The organism is Pseudomonas sp. PSB11 (genome assembly GCF_014596605.1).
Lineage (GTDB): Bacteria > Pseudomonadota > Gammaproteobacteria > Pseudomonadales > Pseudomonadaceae > Aquipseudomonas > Aquipseudomonas umsongensis.
In genome coordinates this window covers 56,589-75,761 of record NZ_NOIO01000021.1, presented here as the reverse complement: position 1 = coordinate 75,761, position 19,173 = coordinate 56,589, and the positions used below count along the sequence as shown (strand labels likewise).

Sequence of the window (19,173 nt, the reverse complement as noted above, 5' to 3'; positions counted from 1 at the left end):
GTGCGTCGGCAACGGTGTGCCCCCCCTATGGAGCAGGGCCTGCCGCCCCTTCAGTGAAACTGATAGGGCGCATCAATATTCGTTAATGGAAAACCTGTTGCGGGGCTCTTAGGGTGAGATCGGCTGCACCGAAATCCGTCCAATAAATATAAAAATCGGAGTTCCACTTATGGCTTCTAGCTGGCTCGTATTAACCATCGTGGCCGCCTACATGGTGGTCTTGGCGTTGATCAGTTTGTGGGTTCGACGCTCTACACAAAGCGCAAAAAACTTTACAACAGGAGGCAAGGACTTCCCGGCGGTGCTGATCGGTTTTCTGATGATGTCCGAGTTCATCGGCACCACCGCGAGCATTGGTACAGCCCAGGCGGGCTACACCTATGGCATTTCCGCCGCCTGGAACATCGCGGCCCTGGGCGTCGGGTTCGTGATCTTCTCCATGCTGTTGGCGAAGAAGTACAAGGACCTCGGCGAGAACACCATTTCCGGGGCGCTGGCCCGCACTTACGGCGAGCCGGTACGCTTTGCCACCTCAGTGATCATGATCTGCGCGCTATCGATCGTAGCGGTCTCGATTTATGCCAGCGGCGGGGCAGTGCTGGCGACCTTGCTGGGCATCGAGCGGACGTCGGCGATCATCATCGTCGGTATTGTTTCGGTGCTGTACGTCGGCATCGGTGGCATGCGCTCAGTGATCTATACCAACGTCTTGCACGCATTGATGATGTACACCGGGATCATCCTCGCCTTGGGTTTTGCCTTGAGCAAGGTGGGCGGCATGGGCGAGTTGGTGGCGCGACTGCCAGCGCCGATGTTCGAAGTCGGTAACGTTGGTTGGCCGAAGATTTTCGCCTGGCTGGTGGCCGGTATCGGCGCGACGTTCGCCACCCAGTACGTGGTGCAGGCGGTGAATACCGTCAGCGACGGGCGCAAGGCCCAGCACGCGAGTTTCTACTGTGCCTTGATGTTGATTCCCTACGGCCTGATCGCCGCGATGGTGGGGATGTGCAGTGCGGTGCTGTTTCCGCAGATTCCCTCGTTGCAGGCCTTTCCGCAAATCCTCGGGCACATGCACGAATGGATGGCCGGGATCGTCGTTGCGGGACTGGCCGGGGCGCTGTTCGGCACCATGGCCGCGCTCACCATGGGCATCGCCACGTTGTTGCTCAAGGACTTCTATCAGCCGTTCTTCAACCCACAACGTGATGATCGCAAGAACCTCAATTTTGCCCGGACCGCGACCATCATCGCCGGCCTGCTGCCCATCACGCTGGCGCTGTACGCCTCCGACGTTCTGGTGGTGACCTTCCTCGCCAAGGCCTTGCGTGCCTCACTCGCGGTACTGGTGCTGATGGTGTTTTACGCGCCGACATTCGGCACGCGGCAGGGTGCGTTCATCAGCATCATCGCGTCACTGATCATCACCATCGGCTGGTTCCTGATGGGCAACCCTTATGGCATCGACAACGCCTACATCGCACTGGCCACGCCACTCGTGATCATGACCCTGAGCCACTTGCTGCGGGGTGGCAAGCCCGAGCGAGCCGGCAGCGCCAAACCCATCGGTGCGAGCGCAACCGGGCGCTGAATCCCAGCGATTTCAACGGGCGTGCCGTCGGGTGACCGGGCATGCCACCAAAACAGTAATGACGAGGTAAGGCCATGCAGCCTGTGACTCTTTCCACCCCCGAAGCCGACATGGCCGGGGACCTGCCAGCAGGCGCCAGCCTGCGTGGCTGGCTCGACCATTTGCAGCGCCAGCAGCGCTTGGCAATGATACGCCCCGGCGTGGACCTGCGTTTCGGCGTTGCAGCGATTGCCAATCGCCTGGACGGCAAGAGCGCTTCGCTGTTTCCCCAACCTGGCGGCCACTCGATTGCGGTGGTGTCCGGCCTGCTGTCCGACCGGCAGTGGATGGCCGAGGCCATGGGCGTGGAGTCCGCTGAAGTGTTGGCGCGTTTCGAAGCCGCCAGCCTCAATCCGCTGCCGTGGCGCGAAGTCGGCGATGCAGCTTGTCAGCAAGTGGTGCATCGCGAGATCGACCTGAACAAACTGCTGCCAATTCCCACCCACAACGAGCACGACAGCGGCCCTTACATCACCGCTGGCCTGCTGATTACCCGAAACCCGCGCACCGGGGTACAGAACGTTTCGATTCACCGCTTGCAAGTGAGCAGCCCCAATCGCCTGGGTGCACTGCTGCTGCCACGCCATGCGCTGGCCTTCTTTCAGGAAGTCGAGGCGCTGGGGGAGGATCTGGACGTGGCGGTGGTCATTGGCGCTGATCCGCTGACCCTGCTGGCGTCCCAGGCCATCGTGCCGATCGATCACGACGAACTGGAAATTGCCGGTGCGTTGCATGGCCGGCCGCTGGCGGTGACGCGCTGTGTCACCAACCAGATTCGCGTGCCTGCCGATGCCGAGATCGTCATCGAAGGCCGGTTGCTGGCCAAGGCGCGGGAAATGGAAGGGCCGTTTGGCGAGTTTCCGCAGTACTACGGCGAGCGCGCCGAGCGCCATGTGATCGAAGTCGACGCCGTGACCCATCGACACAACCCGATTTTTCACACCATCGTCGGCGGCGGCCTGGAGCACTTGCTGCTCGGTGGCATCCCGCGCGAAGCGACCATGCTCGCCTACTTGCGCCGCAGCTTTCCATGCGTGCGTGACGTGCACCTGAGCAAGGGCGGGGTGTGTCGTTATCACCTTTATGTGCAGATCGACAAACGCTCCGAGGGCGAGGGCAAGAACGTCATCCTCGGCGCGCTGGGCGGTCACTACGACATCAAGCATGTCACGGTGGTGGATCTGGATGTGGACATTCATGACCCCACCGAAGTCGAGTGGGCGATCGCCACCCGCTTCCAGGCCGACCGCGACCTGGTGCTGATCCACGAGTCCCAGGGCTCGAAACTCGACCCCTCCACCCGTGACGGTGTCGGCTCGAAGATGGGCTACGACGCCACGGTGCCGCTGTCGGCACCGACCATGCGCTTCAAACGAATCCAGGTGCCAGGCCAACAGGAAGTCGAACTCGACACGGTGGCGCACGCGGCGCCGCAGGACTGGCAGCGCGTGCTCCAGATGCACGATTGAACCCGGTGGCCGCTGGAGTTCGGCGGTCTGTTCCCGATAGTTCCAACCAACTCAAGACACGTCTTGCGTGAGGCAACCATGACCACGACAACAACAACAACTGCACCGCCAACCAGCGCCGCTACCGATACACCGCAAATTCCACCGGGCAAGGCTTTGCTCGCGGCATTTGCCTCGACATTCGGCTGGGCGCTGGATTTGTTTGACTTGTTCATTCTGCTCTACGTGGCGCCGATCATCGGCCGCATGTTTTTCCCCTCGGACACCCCGACACTGTCGCTAGCCGCGGTATACGCCTCATTCGCCGTGGCCCTGCTGGTGCGCCCCCTGGGTTCGGCAATCTTCGGCGCGTATGCCGACAAGCACGGCCGCAAGCGTGCGTTGATGGTGTCGATGGTCGGCGTCGGTATTTCCACCGCACTGTTTGGCGCGCTGCCGACCATTCATCAGGCCGGCATATTGGCCCCGATACTGTTTCTGCTATTGCGGGTGATTCAGGGCATTTTCGTTGGCGGCATCGTGGCCTCCACTCACACCATCGGCACCGAATCCATCTCGCCGCGCTATCGCGGCCTGATGTCCGGGTTGATCGGTGGCGCCGGTGCCGGCATGGGCGCGCTGTTGGCGTCAGTCACTTATCTGGTGTTGTCGGAGATATTTCCCGGGGCGGAATTTGACGTCTGGGGCTGGCGCTACATGTTCTTCTGCGGCCTGCTCAGCACGTTTTTCGGGCTGGTGATGTTCCGCTATCTGGAAGAAACCCCGGTCTGGCAGCAACTGCAACAAGCGCGCAAGACCAAGGGGCCGGCGGTAGTGGTCGTCTCGCCGCTCAAGCGTCTGTTTGGTCGCGAGTACCGCAGCGTGATGCTGGTCAATCTGCTGATTACATTCGGCGGCGGAGCAACGTATTACCTGGCCTGCGGTTATCTGCCGACCTTGCTCAACGTGGTCGCCAAAGTGCCCCATACGCAAACTTCGCAGATGCTCATGTACGGGTCGGTGGCAACCATTGTCGGAGCACTGGCCTTCGGTTACCTGAGTGACCTGATCGGTCGCAAGAAGACCTTCATGCTACTGGGTGTGATTAACCTGGTGAGCTTGCCGATGATGTTCCTCGGTGTCGCCGAGCCGGGTTCGCTGACCCGCACTGCGCTGTATTGCGTGGGCATCGCCTTCATGGGCGGGGCGATCATCGCGCCGATCCTGATCTTCCTCAACGAACGCTTCAGCACCGAGCTGCGCGCCAGCGGCACAGGATTGTCCTGGAACATCGGTTTCGCCCTCGGTGGAACCATGCCGACCTTTGTGTCCCTGTTCAGCAGCAGTCCTGCGCAGATCCCGATGGTGCTGGCGATTTTCGCCGCCGGCCTGTCGGTGATCTACCTGATCGGCAGCGTGGTGATTCCGGAAACCCAAGGCAACTTCAAGTAAAGGAAAACGCAATGAGCAGATTGAATGGAAAAGTCGCGATCATTACCGGTGCCGCGCAAGGTATCGGTGCCACTTATGCCCAGGCCTTGGCGGCCGAGGGTGCGACGGTGGTGCTTTGCGATTTGAAGGCGCCTGACGCAACCGCTGCCGCGATCCGCAACAAGGGCGGTACGGCCCTGGCGATCGCTTGTGACGTGACCGACGGTGCCGCCGTGCAAGCCATGGTCGAGGAAGCCGTGGCGCAGTTCAGCGGTGTGCACGTGCTGATCAACAACGCCGCGTTGTTCGCCACCCTGGAGCTCAAACCGTTCGAGCAGACCAGCTCGGCGGAATGGGATCGGATCATGGCGGTCAATGTGCGCGGTTCCTTCGAGTGCGCGAAGGCGGTTATGCCGGTGATGCGCCGTCAGGGCTACGGCAAGATCGTCAACATTGCCTCGGCGACGGCCTTCAAAGGCGCGCCGATGATGGCGGCTTATGTCGCGTCGAAGGGCGCGGTGATTGCCCTGACACGCTCGATAGCGCGAGAAGTCGGCGACGCCGGCATCCGCTGCAACTGCCTGGCGCCCGGCCTGACCATGAGCGCCAACGTCCAGGCCAATGCCGCCTGGGCCGGGGATATCGTGCGCAACAACATTGCCAGCCGCTGCATCAAACGCGAAGCAGTGCCACAGGATCTGATCGGCGCGCTGCTGTTTCTGTCCTGCACCGACAGTGATTTCATGAGCGGCCAGACCCTTGTGGTCGACGGCGGTTCGGTGACCCATTGATTGAAGGAGGATTCATGCAAAGCCAACACTTCATCGATGGACAATGGACCTCAGCGGATCGTTGGACCGACAGTCTCGACCCGGCAAACGGCGAACTGATCGGCTGCTTTGCCGACGGCGGCGAGGCCGAAGCTGAAGCCGCGGTGGCAGCGGCTGCCCGAGCCTTCAACGACCCGCAATGGGCGCAGAATCCACGCCTGCGTCAGCAGCTATTGCTGGAGTGGGCTGCCGCCCTGAAGGCGCGTCAGGAACAACTCGCGCAATTGCTGACCCGCGAGAACGGCAAGGCATTGGCGCAGTCCCGAGGGGAGATCGGCGGGGCGATTTCCGAGATTCTTTATTACGCCGGCCTGGCCCGGCACAACCCGGGGCACATGCTCGAAGTCGCGCCCGGTGAGTTCTCCAGCATGCTGCGCGAACCCGCCGGGGTGGCCGGGCTGATCATTCCATGGAATGCCCCGGCGGTGCTGCTGGTTCGTGCTCTGGCGCCAGCGATCGCGGCGGGTTGCACAGTAGTGATCAAACCCGCGCCGCAAACCGCGCTGTTCAATGCGGCGATGCTCGAGCCGCTGTTCGCATTGCCAGGCCTGCCGGCTGGGGCGGTCAATCTATTCGCCGAGAGCGGGCATGCCGGGGCAGCGCATCTGGTGGCTTCGCCACGGGTGGATGTGCTCAGCTTCACCGGCTCGACCGCGACAGGCCAGCGCATCATGCGCGACTGCGCGGCGACTATGAAGAAGCTCTCGCTGGAACTGGGCGGGAAATCTTGCTGCCTGGTCTTTGAAGATGCCGATATTGCCGCCATCGCGCCGAAACTGGCAGCGGCGGCCACCATTATCTCTGGCCAGCAATGCACTGCTGCCCGGCGCGTGCTGGTGCATGCCAGCCGTTTTGCCGAAATGAAAACCGCGCTGAGCGCCGCACTGGGGCAGATCCGCCTGGGTAATGGCCTCGATCCAGCGAACAACATGGGACCGCTGATCGACTGGCAATCGCGGGACAGCGTTGAGCGGCGCATTGGCGAGGCGCTGGACAGCTGTGACGAAGTGCTGCTGGCCGGAGGTCGCCCGCAGGGTGAACTCAGCAAAGGCGCATTTCTCGCGCCGTCGCTGATCGCCCATCGCGACAGCAGCGCATTCTTTTGCCAGGAAGAAATTTTTGGCCCGTTGCTGGTACTGGAGTCCTTCGAAGACGAAACCGAGGCTGTAGCGCGCGCCAACCATACCGAGTTCGGTCTGTCCGCGAGTGTCTGGACCGAGCAGGGCGCTCGCGCCTGGCGTGTCGCTCGGGCACTGCGCAACGGTACGGTGTGGCTCAACGACCACAACAAATTGTTCGCCGAGGCGGAAACCGGTGGCTACCGAAAGAGCGGTCTGGGGCGCTTGCATGGCGTCGATGCGCTGCTGGATTTCAGCGAGCTCAAACACATTTATCAGAACGTCGGCACGCTTGGTTGAGCGCGAACGCGGGGGTGATCATGGAGCTGCGCCATCTGAAGTATTTTACCTGCCTCTACGAAGAGGGCTCCGTCACCCGGGCGGCGCAGCGCTTGAATATCGTGCAACCGGCGTTGTCGATGCAGATCGCCAGGCTTGAGGAAGAACTCGGGCAGACATTGTTCGAGCGCAGCTCCAAAGGCATGGCGCCGACCGAGGCCGCAGATCAGGCTTATCGCTTGTTCATGCCGATCCTTGGCCAGCTGCTGGCGGCGCGTCAGACTCTGATCGACCGTAGTGGCCAGATTGGCGGTCGCATCAGCGCCGGGCTGATCGCGTCTGCCGCCAACAATGCGTTGGCCAGTACCCTGGCGCATTTTGTCGAGCATCACCAGCAGGTCGAACTTTGCGTCACCTCGGGCTATAGCCAGGAACTGATCGCGAAGGTCCTGAACGGCATGCTGGATTTCGCGGTCATCAACCAAAGCTTCCAGTATGAGCACCTGATCGGCCACGACATCTTCGATGAGGAATTACTGGTCGCCACCGGTGCAGCCATTCGCCTCAGCGGAGCGCTGCCATTGCCGTTGACCAGTCTGGCGGGGTTCAAACTGGTGCTGCCCTCGCGTCGTCACGGGTTGCGCAGGGTGATCGACCAACACCTTGCCGCCCAAGGCGTTGAAGTCACCCCGCAGTTGGAGGTGGATGATCTGGCGGTCATCGAGGACTTCTTGCGTCGCAGCGACTGGGTCAGCGTGCTGCCGGCAACCGTCCTGCATCGCGGATTGCACGAAGGCGCGTTGCGCGCCTATCCGCTGGCCGCACCCGGGATCAGCCGGCGCATGGTGTGTGTGCACGACGCGCGTCGACCACTGACCCCGGCGGCAATGCTGTTCATCGAGATGATCGGCAAAACCATGACCACCGCGCTCGACACCATCCATTTCTTCAAAGAAGGTCCGATAGAGGAGGGCGACCATGGGCGCTCCGGGAAGTAGCCGGCCGCAGCGGCTGATCGTAGGAATTTCCGGTGCCTCTGGCGCCGTTTATGGCGTGCGTCTGCTGGAGCTGTTGCGCGACACGCCGATTGAAACCCATCTGGTGGTCAGCAAGTCAGCGCTGATTACTTTGGCCCATGAGACCGAGATGTCCTGGTCTCGGCTCAAAACCCTTGCTGACGTCAGCTACGTCAATCAGGACATCGGCGCGGCCATTGCCAGCGGCTCGTTCAAGACCATGGGCATGATCATCGCGCCATGTTCGATACGCAGCTTGTCGGAGATCGCCAGCGGCGTGACCTCGACACTGCTGACCCGCGCCGCCGACGTGGTGCTCAAGGAGCGCCGGCGCCTGGTGTTGATGGTTCGCGAGACGCCATTGCACCGCAATCACCTGCGCAGCATGACCGAGTTATCTGAACTCGGCGCAGTGATCGCTCCGCCAGTGCCAGCGTTCTATGCCAGGCCGACCAGCCTGGAAGACATGGTCGATCACACTGTAGGAAGGGTGCTGGACATGTTCGATATCGAACTGGGGGTCGTGCGTCGCTGGCGCGAACTGCCGGAGCGCGTAGCAACGCTGGATGAGGTGGCCCATGATTGAGTCACGCTCGGTGCATTCAGGCGGGGAGGCGCTCCAGGAATTCGCAGATCAGCTGCAAGGTCCGCTCGGTTGCTTCGGTCTGGGGAAAGTGCCGGCAGTTATCCAGCAACACACAACGGCACGGCCCAGGCACCTGTCGCTCGATGACCAGCAGTTGCTCGGGTGTGGCGTAGTGGTCTTCGCGACCCTGAATGACCAGCAGCGGCTTTTCGATACAAGCCAACTGCGCTTCGAGATCGACCAGGGAAAAGTCCGGGTGCAACCAACTGTCGCTCCAACCGTGAAAAGCGCCGTCGACATTGGTCCCGTGGTGGCGTGCCAGGCGTTCGCGCAATTCGCCCTGGTGCCAGACCTCAGTGGTGTGGCGAATACCATCGAGGCTCTGCGCCTCGACAATCACGTGAGGCGCCAGTGCGATGCTGCCCAACACGCGCGGATCGTTGGCGGCGGCATAGGCGAGGACAATGGATGCACCGTCACTGTGACCGAGCAAGACCACTTGCGGCAGTTGCAAGGCATCGAGCAATTGCCGCAGTTCACGAGGGCCATCGCTGCTCAGGTAGTCCAGCGGACGCGGCAGGGTCACCGGGCTCGATTGCCCATAACCCTGACGGCTGTAAGTGACCACACCGCAACCGCTCGCCTGGGCCAGGCGCAGGGGAAAGTCTTTCCATTGGCTGGCGCTGCCCAGGCCTTCGTGCAACAGCACCAGCGTCGGTCGCGATGGGTCAGCCCCAGGCAGTTGGCGATATTCCAGCTGCACCGGCCCAAGTTGCAAAAATTGTTGTGGCGACATGTTGAACCAACAATTGAACAGGATTGCTCGCAGGTTACCGTAAACGTAACCCTGCATGCAGCACCACGCATTACTTGAGGTACTGAAAACATGCGCCATCTCGATGTTCAGGTGATCGACCAGGCACTGCAATGGGCACGGTCCGGACAGTCCCAGTGGCTGTGCACGGTGCTCTCCACCTATGGCTCGGCGCCGCGTGCGCCGGGTGCGATGCTGGTGACCAATGGTGCAGGTGAACACGTCGGCTCGCTGTCGGGTGGCTGTGTCGAAGAGGAGTTTCTCGAAAGCCTGACGCGTGGTGAATTACGCGAACCGGCGCAGATCGTCAGTTATGGCGACAGCGTCGAGCAACGCCACCGTCTACGATTGCCCTGTGGGGGTGTGCTGATCGTGCTGGTCGAGCACCGTGCTGCCAGTCTCGAATGGATCGCACACCTGGAGAGTCTGCAAGCGGCGTTACTGGGGCAGCGCCGCCTGCTGCGTCACGTCGAGTTGAGCAGTGGTGCCTTGCGCCTGGACCCGGACACCGGACACGGCAGCGAACGGGTGCAAGTCGTCGACGAGAGGGTGCGCATCAGCGTTGGCCCTGCATTACGACTGATTCTGGCAGGGCTCTCGCCGGTCGCTGAAGTTTGCGCCAGTTTTGCCCGCGCCATCGGCTGCGAAGTCATCGCCTGCGACCCCCGCGAAGAGATGCTGCATGTCCAGCTCGAAGGCGTGGAGATGCAGCGCGTGCTGCCCTCGATGTTCATTGCGGCGGGAGGTTGCCACGCGGCGACCGCGGTGGTGGCGCTGACCCACGATCCGCGAATCGATGATCTGGCGCTGATGGAAGCGGTCCACACCCCGGCGTTCTACATTGGCGCCATGGGGTCCCAGGCAACCTCCGCCAAGCGCGCCGAGCGGCTCAAGCGCATCGGTGGTCTGACGGATGAACAGATCGCCCGTTTGCACATGCCCATCGGGCTCGATCTGGGCAGCAAGGCCCCGGCGGAAATTGCCCTGGCGGTGGTGGCCGATATCCTGCGCGTTTATCACGGCAAAGAACGCCATGCCTTGTAGGGCGGTTTTTCCGACGAACGAGGGGGCTGCGAAAGTCGAGGTAGACGCTTGGTCATTCGCGCGCGATAGTGGCCAGCCAAGTGTTGCTGAACCATGGACCGATCGACGGGCTTGAGAAATAGATAGACGCCCTGATGAAATGCATTGAGGCCGATAACAATATCGCTTCAAGCGAGCGGAGGAATCTGATGTCGATAGCCCAACGGGTTTTCCACGGCAGGTTTGGCCGGGTCGCCTTGCTGAATATGGATCATTCGCTGGTCACCCATACCCATTCCGAATGCCATGTGCTGGTCAAAGTGTCTGGCGAGGACACTTACTTCAACGTTAACGGTCGGCGGGTTCCGCTCAGTGATCGCACGGCGGTGCTGGTCAACGCATGGGAGCCGCATTTCTATGATCCGCAGCCGGGTGCCGGTGCTACCGTCATCCTGGCGCTCTACATCGAGCCCGCCTGGCTGGCCACTGCCCAGCAGTCGCTGGCGCTGAGCGGTCGGCCGGACTTTTTTGCCCAGCCGTGCATTGAGCTGTCGAGCCGTAATCGCACCCTGGCCGACATCCTGGTCGCCGAAGCGCATGGTTGCGGGATCGTGCCGAAAGAGCGCATGGAATTCATGCTGTTCGATTTCCTGATCGAACTGATCGAGGACTTTTCCAGCTGGCGGCATTTGTCGCAACTGGGGGCGCCGAGCTCAGGTGAATTCCGGGACGCGCGCGTGCGCCGTGGCATCGCCTGGCTGCTTGAGCACCTCGATGATCCGAACCCGATCGACAACGCCGCACGGGCGTGTGGTCTGTCGCGGGCGCACTTCTTTGCGCTGTTCAAGAAAGATACTGGCATGACGCCGACCCTTTTGCTTAACGACGCGCGCATGCGCCGGGCTTTTGCCTGGCTTGAGCGTGAGCGCAGTGGAACATTGGGCCTGTTGTCGGAGAACCTCGGGTTCTCCGAGCAAGGTCATTTCACACGGTTTTTCCGTCAGCATATTGGTGCTTCTCCCAGCCAGTATCGGCGTGTAGTGGATTGTTACGCGCCGGTTTGAACCGGGAGGAGGGTGGTGGGTATTTTGGGTAATAATTCCCGGTGTTGAAGTTGGGTTTGAATATTGAGGGTTAGTAGCTTGGATAGTTGCAGGCGTTATTGGGTCTGCCACTCATTCGGGAAGTCATCAATCTCATTTATGTGTACTTCACGCTTCAACTCAAATTTTATTCTGAGAGTTCTCAGCTTTCAGTTCGCTGAGTTCAAATTGAATTTGTAATGGGTCGCCAGGAAATTCTTCGCGGGCAAGTTCGGCTCTCCTTTCCTTTGTGATGCGCTCTTGTGTCCTGAAATAAGTAGCCGATTGTTCGAGGTCGATGAGGCGCTAAATAGAATGCTGTCAATTTCCCGCCATCATCCATCCTCTCACACCATGATGTTCACTCAGCTCTTTCATGACTCGGGCCGCGTCCTGCTTCTGTTTATACGGGCCGATGACTACAAAGTTGTTTTCTTTACGCGCTACCGGCAACTCCAGCTGTTGAATGGCTTCCTTGGCGCGATGTCGGCTGGGTGTGTTCAACGCAATTTCAATCACCCACAGGCCGGATGAAGTCGTGGCCAAAGCAGGTTTTCCAGCGTGGGAAATATAGCCGCCGCACGTCAAACACGGGCGTTCCAGCGTGATCAGCGATCCTGGCACGGTGCGAAAGACATGCCATTGCGGGTCAAAGGTTTTTTTGCGGGCGAAGAGTGCCAGGAGCAGGCCGGTAAACGTAATCAGGCCGCTGAGCACAATCGTCCATTTGTGAGACGGTGTGGGCAATGAAGGCAGCGTGAGTACGGGTGATTCGGCTGGTTTTTCGAACAACGGCTGTAAGGCGTCAGCCTCCGTTGAATCGGGTATATCGAATCCGTTTTTCGCAATGGGGGCGAGTTCATCGAACTGTTTTGTACTGAGCTCTTCCGCCACTTTATGACTGGTTTCATCGAGTAGCTGTTCGAGTTTTGTCACTTTTTGCTGGATGTATGAATTGTCGACGTTATTTTGACAAGTGGGTCCTGTGGACGGGTAGGTCCATAGGAGTACTGATAGTTGTCCAAAAACGCCAGTTACCAGGAAGCCCAAGCCAAGCTTTCGCACGGCACTCTCTCCACATCAGGTGAATAGTAAGTTTTCCCATTTGTTTCTGATGAAACAGGGTTCTATTGCCGGTCCTGGATAATTAAGTTCTTGAGCGCGTCAGTGTGCCCAAGCGCCAAAGTCATTTGGCTGCTTGTTGTTGTTTTAAAGTATATCGGGCTTGCACTTTATAGACTGTTGCTTAACGAAAAACGGCTCAGAGGGTCGAAAATAAACCGTATCAGATGGATGTCAGGGTGATCCATTAAAACACTTGTTTTTAAGATGAAGTTCGTGACCAAAGCTCCTGCTCTCGGCCACCTTTATCTCGACGCCAGCGGCAAGTAACGCTTCTCGAGATTAATCTGCTCCCGGCCGATTTCTGCCCAGGATCACAGCGTCATATGGGGCGAAAACCAGCGCCCTGGGCCGGCAGGGCCCAGGGCAGGATGACTGCCTGGCATTCACAAAACCGGTCAATGCTGCAGGCAAGTCGAGGGCTTAGTTAACGATCACTTCGTCCAGTGCTTGCTCGAGGATATTGACCGTGCGCTCGATATTGTTCAGCTTTTCGAGCCCGAACAGACCGATGCGGAAGGTCTGGAAGTCGGCCGGCTCGTCGCATTGCAACGGCACTCCGGCGGCGATCTGCAGGCCGTGGTTGGCAAATTTCCTGCCGCTCTTGATGTCGGCATCATCGGTGTAGCTCACCACGACGCCAGGAGCCTGGAAGCCGGCTGCGGCCACGCTCTTGATGCCTTTGCCGGTCAGCATGGCGCGCACCCGATCGCCCAGCGCCTGTTGTTCGTCGCGGACCTTGTCGAAACCGTAGGCTTGCGTCTCTTTCATCACTTCGTTGAATCGCGCCAGGGAGTCGCAGGGCATGGTTGCATGGTAGGCATGTCCGCCCTGTTCGTAGGCCTGCATGATCTGCAGCCACTTTTTCAGGTCGCAGGCGAAGCTGCTGCTTTGCGTTTGCTCGATCCGCTCGAGGGCCAGGGAACTGAACATCACCAGGGCGCAGCAAGGGGAGGCGCTCCAGCCTTTTTGCGGTGCGCTGATCAGCAGGTCGACGGCGCATTTGTGCATATCGACCCAAAGCGTGCCAGAGGCGATGCAGTCCAGCACGAACAGGCCACCCACCGCGTGCACGGCGTCGCCGATGGCCCGCAGGTAGTCGTCGGGCAGGATAATCCCGGATGAGGTTTCAACGTGTGGGGCGAAGACAATTTGCGGCTTTTGCGCCGCAATGGCTGCCAGCACTTCGTCCAGAGGGGGTGGGGCGTAGGCAGCCTGGCGACCCGTCTCGACCGGTCGGGCTTTGAGCACCGTGGTGGCTGCCGGGATGTTGCCCATCTCGAGGATCTGGCTCCAGCGATAACTGAACCAGCCATTGCGTATCACCAGGCACTGCTGGTCGGTGGCAAACTGTCGCGCCACCGCCTCCATGCCGAATGTGCCGCTGCCCGGGACCACCGCAACAGCCTGGGCGTTGTAGACCTGTTTCAGGGTCTTGGAAATGTTCTTCATCACGCCTTGAAACGACTGCGACATGTGGTTGAGCGAGCGGTCGGTGTAGACCACTGAGTACTCGACCAGCCCCTCAGGATCGATACTGGGATATAGCTTTGACATGGAGTGACTCCTTTGGCAGAGATGTCATTGGTATCGACCCTGCCCTAAGCCTTGGCAAATGACAAGATTGCCGGGGATTGAATGGCGAGTTCTGTCGATCGGCAGGCATCAACCCATAGCTGTCAGGCTGACACCACTCACAGGCATTCGCGACTAGAATTTCACTTTCGACGCTTCTAAAGCCAGGTCAGATTTCCACCGTGCAGCGACAGGTCTCGAGCGTTGCTTCGGACTATGGGAAACATCTATGACAAACCCGCAAGATAAAGCCGAATCCGACGAGGATCTAGGTCAGATGGTGATAGGGCGAGGGCCCTGTACCTATCTGTTGCTGCTCCTACTAGGATTGATCCTCCTGTTTCCGTTTCTTGAGGACGGTATAGTTGCTCGTACGATGCTCGGCACTCTGTTTTCAATCGTGCTGCTCGTGGGCGCTTTCGCCACCAGGCAGACGCGGCGGGGGTTCATCCTCAAACTGGGCCTGGCGTTGCTTGGGGTTGGTCTTCAATGGTCGGCGTTGTGGGCTGGAAGTGTCGCGATTCTTTTCGTTGCCGGGATAGTGTTTGCGGCGTCTCTTGCCGTCTCGTTCACCGGAGTGCTTCGCTATATCCTCAAGCGCGGACCCATTACAGCCGACAAGCTGCATGGCGCGCTGGCGGGTTACATCATGCTGGCCTTCGTCTGGTCCTTCGTCTATGCCCTGGTCGAGATCTCCAGCGCTGGCTCATTCGGCCCTGCGCACCTCGACTTCGAACAGCCCGGCACTTTTTTCAAACTGATCTATTTCAGCCTCACGACGCTCACGACCACAGGTTTCGGAGATGTGCTCCCGTTGACCAACCACGCCCGCTCACTGGTGATGGTCGAAGAATTTTCAGGGGTCTTCTACGTTGGCGTGGTGATAGCGCGGCTTGCCGGTCTCTATCCGTCGAACCAGACCCATTGACTGGCGCTTTCCCTGGGTGAGCCTGGCCTGGTCAGGGATAGACGACAGCACAAGGCGTGTAATCCACCAAGCCCGTGAGAGCGTTAGGTCTATTACAGCCAGGCCCAAAGAGGAGACCGCCATGACCGTAGTCAATCGCCTCAGGTATTTGCGCGTGGTGCTGGTTTTGTCCGGCCTCGCGTGCCTTGCTCTCTACCCACTTATGTTGTTCTGGCCATCCGGCTGGGCCTGGCACGTCGGTCACTCGGACTACCCGATGATGGTCGTTGGCATCTACGCCACACTTGGCGTGTTCTTGATCCTGGCCGCGCGTGACCCATTAGCCAATCTGAGCCTGATCTGGTTCACCGTATGGTCCAGCGCCGTACATGGAGCAATCATGGCCGTCCAGGCGGTCACCCAGCCAGGACAAATGGGGCACTTGGCAGGTGACGTGCCGGCGCTCTTCATCGTGGCGCTTGCCTTGGCCATCTTGACGCCCCGCTCATGACAAACGCCCGGGGAATGCCCGGGCGTTTTATTCTCCAGAGTCTGCTTGCGTGTCAGTTGACCACGAAGCCTGCCCCTACCGGATCGTTGCGCTCGATCACCCAGCGCGAGGTGCCCAGGATACTGGCCGTGCCCTTGACGGTCGGGCGTACCGCGCGCGTGCCGTTGAGGTCGACTTCGCCCAGCAGGCAACCTTCGAACGTGCCGCTGCCCAACAGTCCTTCGGACAGAATGGGTTGGTTCAGGCCGAGTTTTCCACGGGCTTCAAACATCGCCATCATCGCACTGGTGCCCGTGCCCCCGGGGGAGCGGTCGAGTTGACCGGCGCTGAAGACGTGGACGTTTTTGTAGAAGGCGCCTTCGATGGTTGCCGGGTGCCAGAACGTGATGAAGTTGAGGTCGTTGATGTGGGCCTCGGTGGGGTGCTGGATCTTCAGCTGCTTGTTGATCTGGTCGCGGGCCAGCAGGCCAAGGCGCGACAGTTCGCTGCCGTTGTCGGGACTGATGCGCAAGTCGCAGTGGCTCAGGTCGACGATGCCGAAGTAGTTGCCGCCCCAGACCAAATCCGCCTTGAGGTCGCCATAGCCGGGCAGATGGATCGGGATGTCCTGGGCGGCGACGTAGGCCGGTACGTTTTCGAAGCGGGTCCAGAGCACGGTGTCGCCTTGCGACGCCACCTCGGCCACCACCAGGCCGGCGGTGGTTTCAAAGCGGATTTTGGTGATGCCGTTTTCACCCCGTGGCACCAGGCCCAGGGCGACCATCGCCATGCTCACGGCAATGGTGCCGTGGCCGCACATGTGCGAGTACACGCTGCCGTCCATGTAGATCAATCCGGCGTCGTACTCGCTGCTCGAAGGCGGGGTGAGGAACACTCCGAACATGTCCTTGTGGCCGCGCGGTTCCTGCATCAATGCCTTGCGCAGCCAGTCATAGTTCTGCTCGAGGAACTTGCGCTTGGCCAGGATGCTGGAGCCGGCGGGGTAGGGAATGCCGCTGTGGACGATGCACAGTGGTTCGCCTTCGGTATGGGTGTAGATGACATCGAACGTGTCTTGCATGCGCATGACGAAACTCCTGGCTTACGGGATGTATGGGGGAGGGTTATTTGCGTTCAGACAAAAGGTCGAGACCGATGCACAGGTCCAGAATGATCACGGCGACAACGACGACGAGGATGGTGGCCCCGGAGGCGGCGGCAATGGTCGGGTCGACGGTGTACTGCACGTAGTTGAAAAGCTTGACCGGGATGGTGTTGAGGTCCGGCGTGGTGTTGAAGATCGACAGTTCCACGTTGATCCATGACGAGATGAAGGCAAAGATCGATCCCGTTACCAGCCCCGGCCGGATCTGTGGCAGCACCACTAGGAAGAAGGTGGCCCAGGGGGTGCCGCCCAGATCGCTCGAGGCTTCCTCCAAGGCGCGCTGCTCGGGCGTCAACATCGACAGCACCGAACGCAGGACGAAGGGCGAGACGATAATGGTGTGGCCGATCAGCAACGCGAGGAAGCTGCGGGTCAATCCGAAGTAGCCGCCGAACTGCAAGAGCGCCGCGCCAAGCACGATGTGCGGGAACACCAGCGGGGAAGTCAGGGCGGCGAGGATCGTGCCTTTGCCGGGAAAGTCGTAGCGAGCCATCGCCAGGGCCGCCGGAACGCTGAGCAGCACCGCGGCGAAGGTCGCCGCCAGGGCCAGCACGGTGCTGGTGGCAAAGGACGCCACATAGCTTGGGTCGCTGAGCATCTTGGCGTACCAGTCCAGCGTCCAGCCCTGGGGCGGGAATGCCAGGAATGATGTGGCGGTCACGGAGACGCCGAGAATGACGACCAGTGGCAGCAGCAGGTATCCCAGCACGGCCCAGGCCACCAGCCTGACCAGGAGTTGAGTGATCATGGGTTGTTCCCCCGGATATTCCCGACACGCCCGGCCAGCCCGACCATTACCAGGGTAAAGATCAGCAGTACCACGCTCAGCGCCCCGCCATAGTTGAAGTCGAAGACCGAACTGTATTGCTGGAAGATCAGCATCGAGAGCACAGAGATCCTTCCCCCGGAGAGCAGCGCCGGCGTGACGTAGGCGCTTGCCGCCAAGGTGAACACCATGATCGAGCCGGAAATGATGCCGGGCATGGTCAGCGGCAGCACCACATGGAAAAACGTCGCGCGGGGGCTGGCCCCCAGGTCCCCGGACGCCTGCTCAAAGGCCGGGTCCACTTGGGCCAGGGCATTGCCGGCCGCGAGCACGATGAAGGGCAGCAGGATGTACACCATGCCGATCAGGATCCCGAGTTCCGTGCCCAGGAAACGTATCGGCGTATCGATCAGTCCGGTTTCCAGCAGGCTCTGGTTGACCAGGCCCTTGCGCCCCAGCAGGACCATCCAGCCGAACGAGCGGACGATGTTGCTGGTGAACATCGGCACCACCAACAGGATGACGCAGGCTCGGCGCCAGGCACGCCACTTCACCACGCGCACCAGATACCAGGCCAACGGATAACCCAGCAGCAGCGAGATCAGAGTGGTCAGTGCGGCAATGCGAAACGTCACCAGAATCACATCCCAGTGATACTGGTCGCCCAGCACCCGAATGTAGTGATCCAGGGTGAACGTCTGATCCGCGCCCTGGGTCAGGCTGGCGACGATCACCACCGCGAAAGGTGCGAGAAAGAATGCCGTGAAAAACGCCAGGGCGGCGAAGAGCATCAACCACGGAGCGAGCGCCGTGCGTTTCATACCGGCTCTCCGATCAGGTGCAGGTGCTCGGGATTGAAGCCCAGGCGCACGGATTTTCCGGCAATCAGGTCGGCCCGAGGCAAGCCCATGGTGCGGGCCACGATGGGCTGCCCGTCGATCAAGGAGTGGACCAGGGTGTGGCTGCCGACGCTGACGACATCGGTCACTGTGCCGTGGATTTCATGGCAACCGGCCGTTGCCGGGGTCGATGCATCAAGCACCAGCACATGCTCGGGGCGCAGCACGGCCACTCCCCGTGGCAGCAGGTTTTTTTCCGTGCGTGAGATCGGTTCCTGCCGGATCGCCAGGCGAATCTCGCCGCTATCGCTGGCCTGATAGCCGATCAGGTTGGCCTCGCCGATGAAGTCCGCGACAAAGCGCGACGCGGGCTTGCTGTAGATCTCGCTGCTGTTTCCGACCTGTTCGATGCGTCCGGCATTCATCACCACGATGCGATCGGCGATGGTCATCGCTTCTTCCTGGTCGTGGGTGACAAAGATGAACGCGATACCCAGCTTGGCCTGAAGGTGCTTGAGTTCAAGCTGCATGCGTTTGCGCAGTTTCATGTCCAGCGCCGAAAGGGGCTCGTCGAGCAACAGCAGTTTCGGTTGGTTGACGATGGCGCGGGCCAGGGCCACGCGCTGCTGCTGTCCACCTGACATGCCACGGGGATAGCGGTCTTCCAGGGCTTCGAGGCCGACCATCGCCAAGGCTTCCCGGGCCTTGAGCCGTGACTCGCTGCGATTGACACCCTGGCGTCGCGGTCCGTAGGCAACGTTTTCCAGTACGGTCATGTGGGGAAACAGCGCATAGTTCTGGAACACGGTATTGAGCGGGCGACGGTAAGGCGGCAAACGACTCACATCCTGGCCGTCGATGGCGATGGTGCCGGAATCGGGCTGCATGAAACCGGCGATCGAGCGCAGCAAGGTGGTCTTGCCACAACCGCTGGGCCCGAGCAGGACGATGAACTCGCCTTGCTCGATGTTCAGGTGAATGTTGTCCAGCGCCTGGAACGACCCGAAGTGTTTACAGACGCTGTCGATGCTCAACAAAACTGACATTGCAGACCT

The 19,173-nt window shown here is 60.4% G+C and carries 18 protein-coding genes; 11 read left to right on the top strand and 7 right to left on the bottom strand.

Annotated features, from left to right (window positions below):
• Nucleotides 1–169 precede the first annotated feature (169 nt).
• The 7 genes from CGA21_RS21750 (at nt 170) to CGA21_RS21720 (ending at nt 8,335) form a co-directional block, all read left to right on the top strand.
• Nucleotides 170–1,588: a sodium:solute symporter gene (locus CGA21_RS21750; RefSeq protein WP_188265006.1), complete on the top strand. Its 1,419-nt coding sequence runs from the start codon at nt 170–172 to the stop codon at nt 1,586–1,588.
• A gap of 74 nt (nt 1,589–1,662) precedes the next feature.
• The gene (locus CGA21_RS21745; protein ID WP_110754586.1) at nt 1,663–3,096 is read left to right on the top strand and encodes a UbiD family decarboxylase; all 1,434 of its coding nucleotides are present in this window, start codon (nt 1,663–1,665) and stop codon (nt 3,094–3,096) included.
• Nucleotides 3,097–3,174: 78 nt separating this feature from the next.
• The gene (locus tag CGA21_RS21740; protein ID WP_110754588.1) at nt 3,175–4,527 is read left to right on the top strand and encodes an MFS transporter; all 1,353 of its coding nucleotides are present in this window, start codon (nt 3,175–3,177) and stop codon (nt 4,525–4,527) included.
• 11 nt (nt 4,528–4,538) lie between these two features.
• A complete protein-coding gene (locus CGA21_RS21735) occupies nt 4,539–5,297 on the top strand; it encodes an SDR family NAD(P)-dependent oxidoreductase (protein WP_110754590.1) in 759 nt (252 codons plus the stop codon).
• Between the two features lie 14 nt (nt 5,298–5,311).
• Nucleotides 5,312–6,754 carry an aldehyde dehydrogenase family protein gene (locus CGA21_RS21730; protein WP_188265005.1) on the top strand — a complete coding sequence of 481 codons (1,443 nt, stop codon included), beginning with the start codon at nt 5,312–5,314 and terminating at the stop codon, nt 6,752–6,754.
• Nucleotides 6,755–6,774: 20 nt separating this feature from the next.
• Nucleotides 6,775–7,731, top strand: coding sequence for a LysR family transcriptional regulator (locus tag CGA21_RS21725; RefSeq protein WP_110754594.1), 957 nt, complete (start codon nt 6,775–6,777; stop codon nt 7,729–7,731).
• The gene (locus CGA21_RS21720; RefSeq protein WP_110754596.1) at nt 7,712–8,335 is read left to right on the top strand and encodes a UbiX family flavin prenyltransferase; all 624 of its coding nucleotides are present in this window, start codon (nt 7,712–7,714) and stop codon (nt 8,333–8,335) included. The genes CGA21_RS21725 and CGA21_RS21720 overlap by 20 nt, the downstream gene beginning before the upstream one ends.
• A 16-nt stretch (nt 8,336–8,351) precedes the next feature.
• Here the strand turns inward: CGA21_RS21720 and CGA21_RS21715 are convergent, their stop codons facing one another.
• Nucleotides 8,352–9,131, bottom strand: coding sequence for an alpha/beta fold hydrolase (locus CGA21_RS21715; RefSeq protein WP_110754652.1), 780 nt, complete (start codon nt 9,129–9,131; stop codon nt 8,352–8,354).
• Between the two features lie 90 nt (nt 9,132–9,221).
• Here CGA21_RS21715 and CGA21_RS21710 point away from each other — a divergent pair, with 90 nt between their 5' ends.
• Nucleotides 9,222–10,193, top strand: a complete 972-nt coding sequence (locus CGA21_RS21710) for an XdhC family protein (protein ID WP_033040282.1) — start codon at nt 9,222–9,224, stop codon at nt 10,191–10,193.
• A 188-nt stretch (nt 10,194–10,381) separates the two neighbouring features.
• Nucleotides 10,382–11,236 (top strand): helix-turn-helix transcriptional regulator, encoded by an 855-nt coding sequence (locus CGA21_RS21705; protein WP_110754600.1) that lies wholly within the window; start codon nt 10,382–10,384, stop codon nt 11,234–11,236.
• Nucleotides 11,237–11,575: 339 nt separating this feature from the next.
• Here CGA21_RS21705 and CGA21_RS21700 read toward each other — a convergent pair whose 3' ends face one another.
• Nucleotides 11,576–12,319: an SPOR domain-containing protein gene (locus CGA21_RS21700; protein ID WP_110754602.1), complete on the bottom strand. Its 744-nt coding sequence runs from the start codon at nt 12,317–12,319 to the stop codon at nt 11,576–11,578.
• A gap of 480 nt (nt 12,320–12,799) precedes the next feature.
• Nucleotides 12,800–13,933, bottom strand: a complete 1,134-nt coding sequence (locus CGA21_RS21695) for an aminotransferase class V-fold PLP-dependent enzyme (RefSeq protein ID WP_110754604.1) — start codon at nt 13,931–13,933, stop codon at nt 12,800–12,802.
• A gap of 247 nt (nt 13,934–14,180) precedes the next feature.
• Between CGA21_RS21695 and CGA21_RS21690 the strand changes: the two genes are divergently transcribed.
• Together CGA21_RS21690 and CGA21_RS21685 are read left to right on the top strand one after the other, a co-directional pair.
• A complete protein-coding gene (locus CGA21_RS21690; RefSeq protein WP_110754606.1) occupies nt 14,181–14,879 on the top strand; it encodes an ion channel in 699 nt (232 codons plus the stop codon).
• Nucleotides 14,880–15,000: 121 nt separating this feature from the next.
• Complete coding sequence (locus tag CGA21_RS21685) at nt 15,001–15,369, top strand: DUF6632 domain-containing protein (RefSeq protein WP_110754608.1); 369 nt, start codon at nt 15,001–15,003, stop codon at nt 15,367–15,369.
• 52 nt (nt 15,370–15,421) lie between these two features.
• Here the strand turns inward: CGA21_RS21685 and CGA21_RS21680 are convergent, their stop codons facing one another.
• Genes CGA21_RS21680 through CGA21_RS21665 form a run of 4 tightly spaced genes read right to left on the bottom strand, consistent with a single transcriptional unit; the run spans nt 15,422 to nt 19,164 of the window.
• The gene (locus CGA21_RS21680) at nt 15,422–16,435 is read right to left on the bottom strand and encodes a proline racemase family protein (protein ID WP_110754610.1); all 1,014 of its coding nucleotides are present in this window, start codon (nt 16,433–16,435) and stop codon (nt 15,422–15,424) included.
• Nucleotides 16,436–16,472: 37 nt separating this feature from the next.
• On the bottom strand, nt 16,473–17,261 hold the full coding sequence (locus CGA21_RS21675) for an ABC transporter permease (protein ID WP_110754612.1): 789 nt from the start codon (nt 17,259–17,261) through the stop codon (nt 16,473–16,475).
• Entirely contained in the window at nt 17,258–18,100 is an 843-nt protein-coding gene (locus tag CGA21_RS21670; protein ID WP_110754614.1) for an ABC transporter permease, read from the bottom strand. Before CGA21_RS21670 ends, CGA21_RS21675 begins: the two co-directional genes overlap by 4 nt.
• Nucleotides 18,097–19,164: an ABC transporter ATP-binding protein gene (locus tag CGA21_RS21665; protein WP_110754616.1), complete on the bottom strand. Its 1,068-nt coding sequence runs from the start codon at nt 19,162–19,164 to the stop codon at nt 18,097–18,099. Before CGA21_RS21665 ends, CGA21_RS21670 begins: the two co-directional genes overlap by 4 nt.
• Nucleotides 19,165–19,173: the final 9 nt, after the last annotated feature.

Excerpts from the sequence above, each read along its gene's own strand:
- CGA21_RS21750 (WP_188265006.1), top strand. The coding sequence starts at position 170 with ATGGCTTCTAGCTGGCTCGTATTAACCATCGTGGCCGCCTACATGGTG.
- CGA21_RS21745 (WP_110754586.1), top strand. The coding sequence starts at position 1,663 with ATGCAGCCTGTGACTCTTTCCACCCCCGAAGCCGACATGGCCGGGGAC.
- CGA21_RS21740 (WP_110754588.1), top strand. The coding sequence starts at position 3,175 with ATGACCACGACAACAACAACAACTGCACCGCCAACCAGCGCCGCTACC.
- CGA21_RS21735 (WP_110754590.1), top strand. The coding sequence starts at position 4,539 with ATGAGCAGATTGAATGGAAAAGTCGCGATCATTACCGGTGCCGCGCAA.
- CGA21_RS21730 (WP_188265005.1), top strand. The coding sequence starts at position 5,312 with ATGCAAAGCCAACACTTCATCGATGGACAATGGACCTCAGCGGATCGT.
- CGA21_RS21725 (WP_110754594.1), top strand. The coding sequence starts at position 6,775 with ATGGAGCTGCGCCATCTGAAGTATTTTACCTGCCTCTACGAAGAGGGC.
- CGA21_RS21720 (WP_110754596.1), top strand. The coding sequence starts at position 7,712 with ATGGGCGCTCCGGGAAGTAGCCGGCCGCAGCGGCTGATCGTAGGAATT.
- CGA21_RS21715 (WP_110754652.1), bottom strand. The coding sequence starts at position 9,131 with ATGTCGCCACAACAATTTTTGCAACTTGGGCCGGTGCAGCTGGAATAT.
- CGA21_RS21710 (WP_033040282.1), top strand. The coding sequence starts at position 9,222 with ATGCGCCATCTCGATGTTCAGGTGATCGACCAGGCACTGCAATGGGCA.
- CGA21_RS21705 (WP_110754600.1), top strand. The coding sequence starts at position 10,382 with ATGTCGATAGCCCAACGGGTTTTCCACGGCAGGTTTGGCCGGGTCGCC.
- CGA21_RS21695 (WP_110754604.1), bottom strand. The coding sequence starts at position 13,933 with ATGTCAAAGCTATATCCCAGTATCGATCCTGAGGGGCTGGTCGAGTAC.
- CGA21_RS21690 (WP_110754606.1), top strand. The coding sequence starts at position 14,181 with ATGACAAACCCGCAAGATAAAGCCGAATCCGACGAGGATCTAGGTCAG.
- CGA21_RS21685 (WP_110754608.1), top strand. The coding sequence starts at position 15,001 with ATGACCGTAGTCAATCGCCTCAGGTATTTGCGCGTGGTGCTGGTTTTG.
- CGA21_RS21680 (WP_110754610.1), bottom strand. The coding sequence starts at position 16,435 with ATGCGCATGCAAGACACGTTCGATGTCATCTACACCCATACCGAAGGC.
- CGA21_RS21675 (WP_110754612.1), bottom strand. The coding sequence starts at position 17,261 with ATGATCACTCAACTCCTGGTCAGGCTGGTGGCCTGGGCCGTGCTGGGA.
- CGA21_RS21670 (WP_110754614.1), bottom strand. The coding sequence starts at position 18,100 with ATGAAACGCACGGCGCTCGCTCCGTGGTTGATGCTCTTCGCCGCCCTG.
- CGA21_RS21665 (WP_110754616.1), bottom strand. The coding sequence starts at position 19,164 with ATGTCAGTTTTGTTGAGCATCGACAGCGTCTGTAAACACTTCGGGTCG.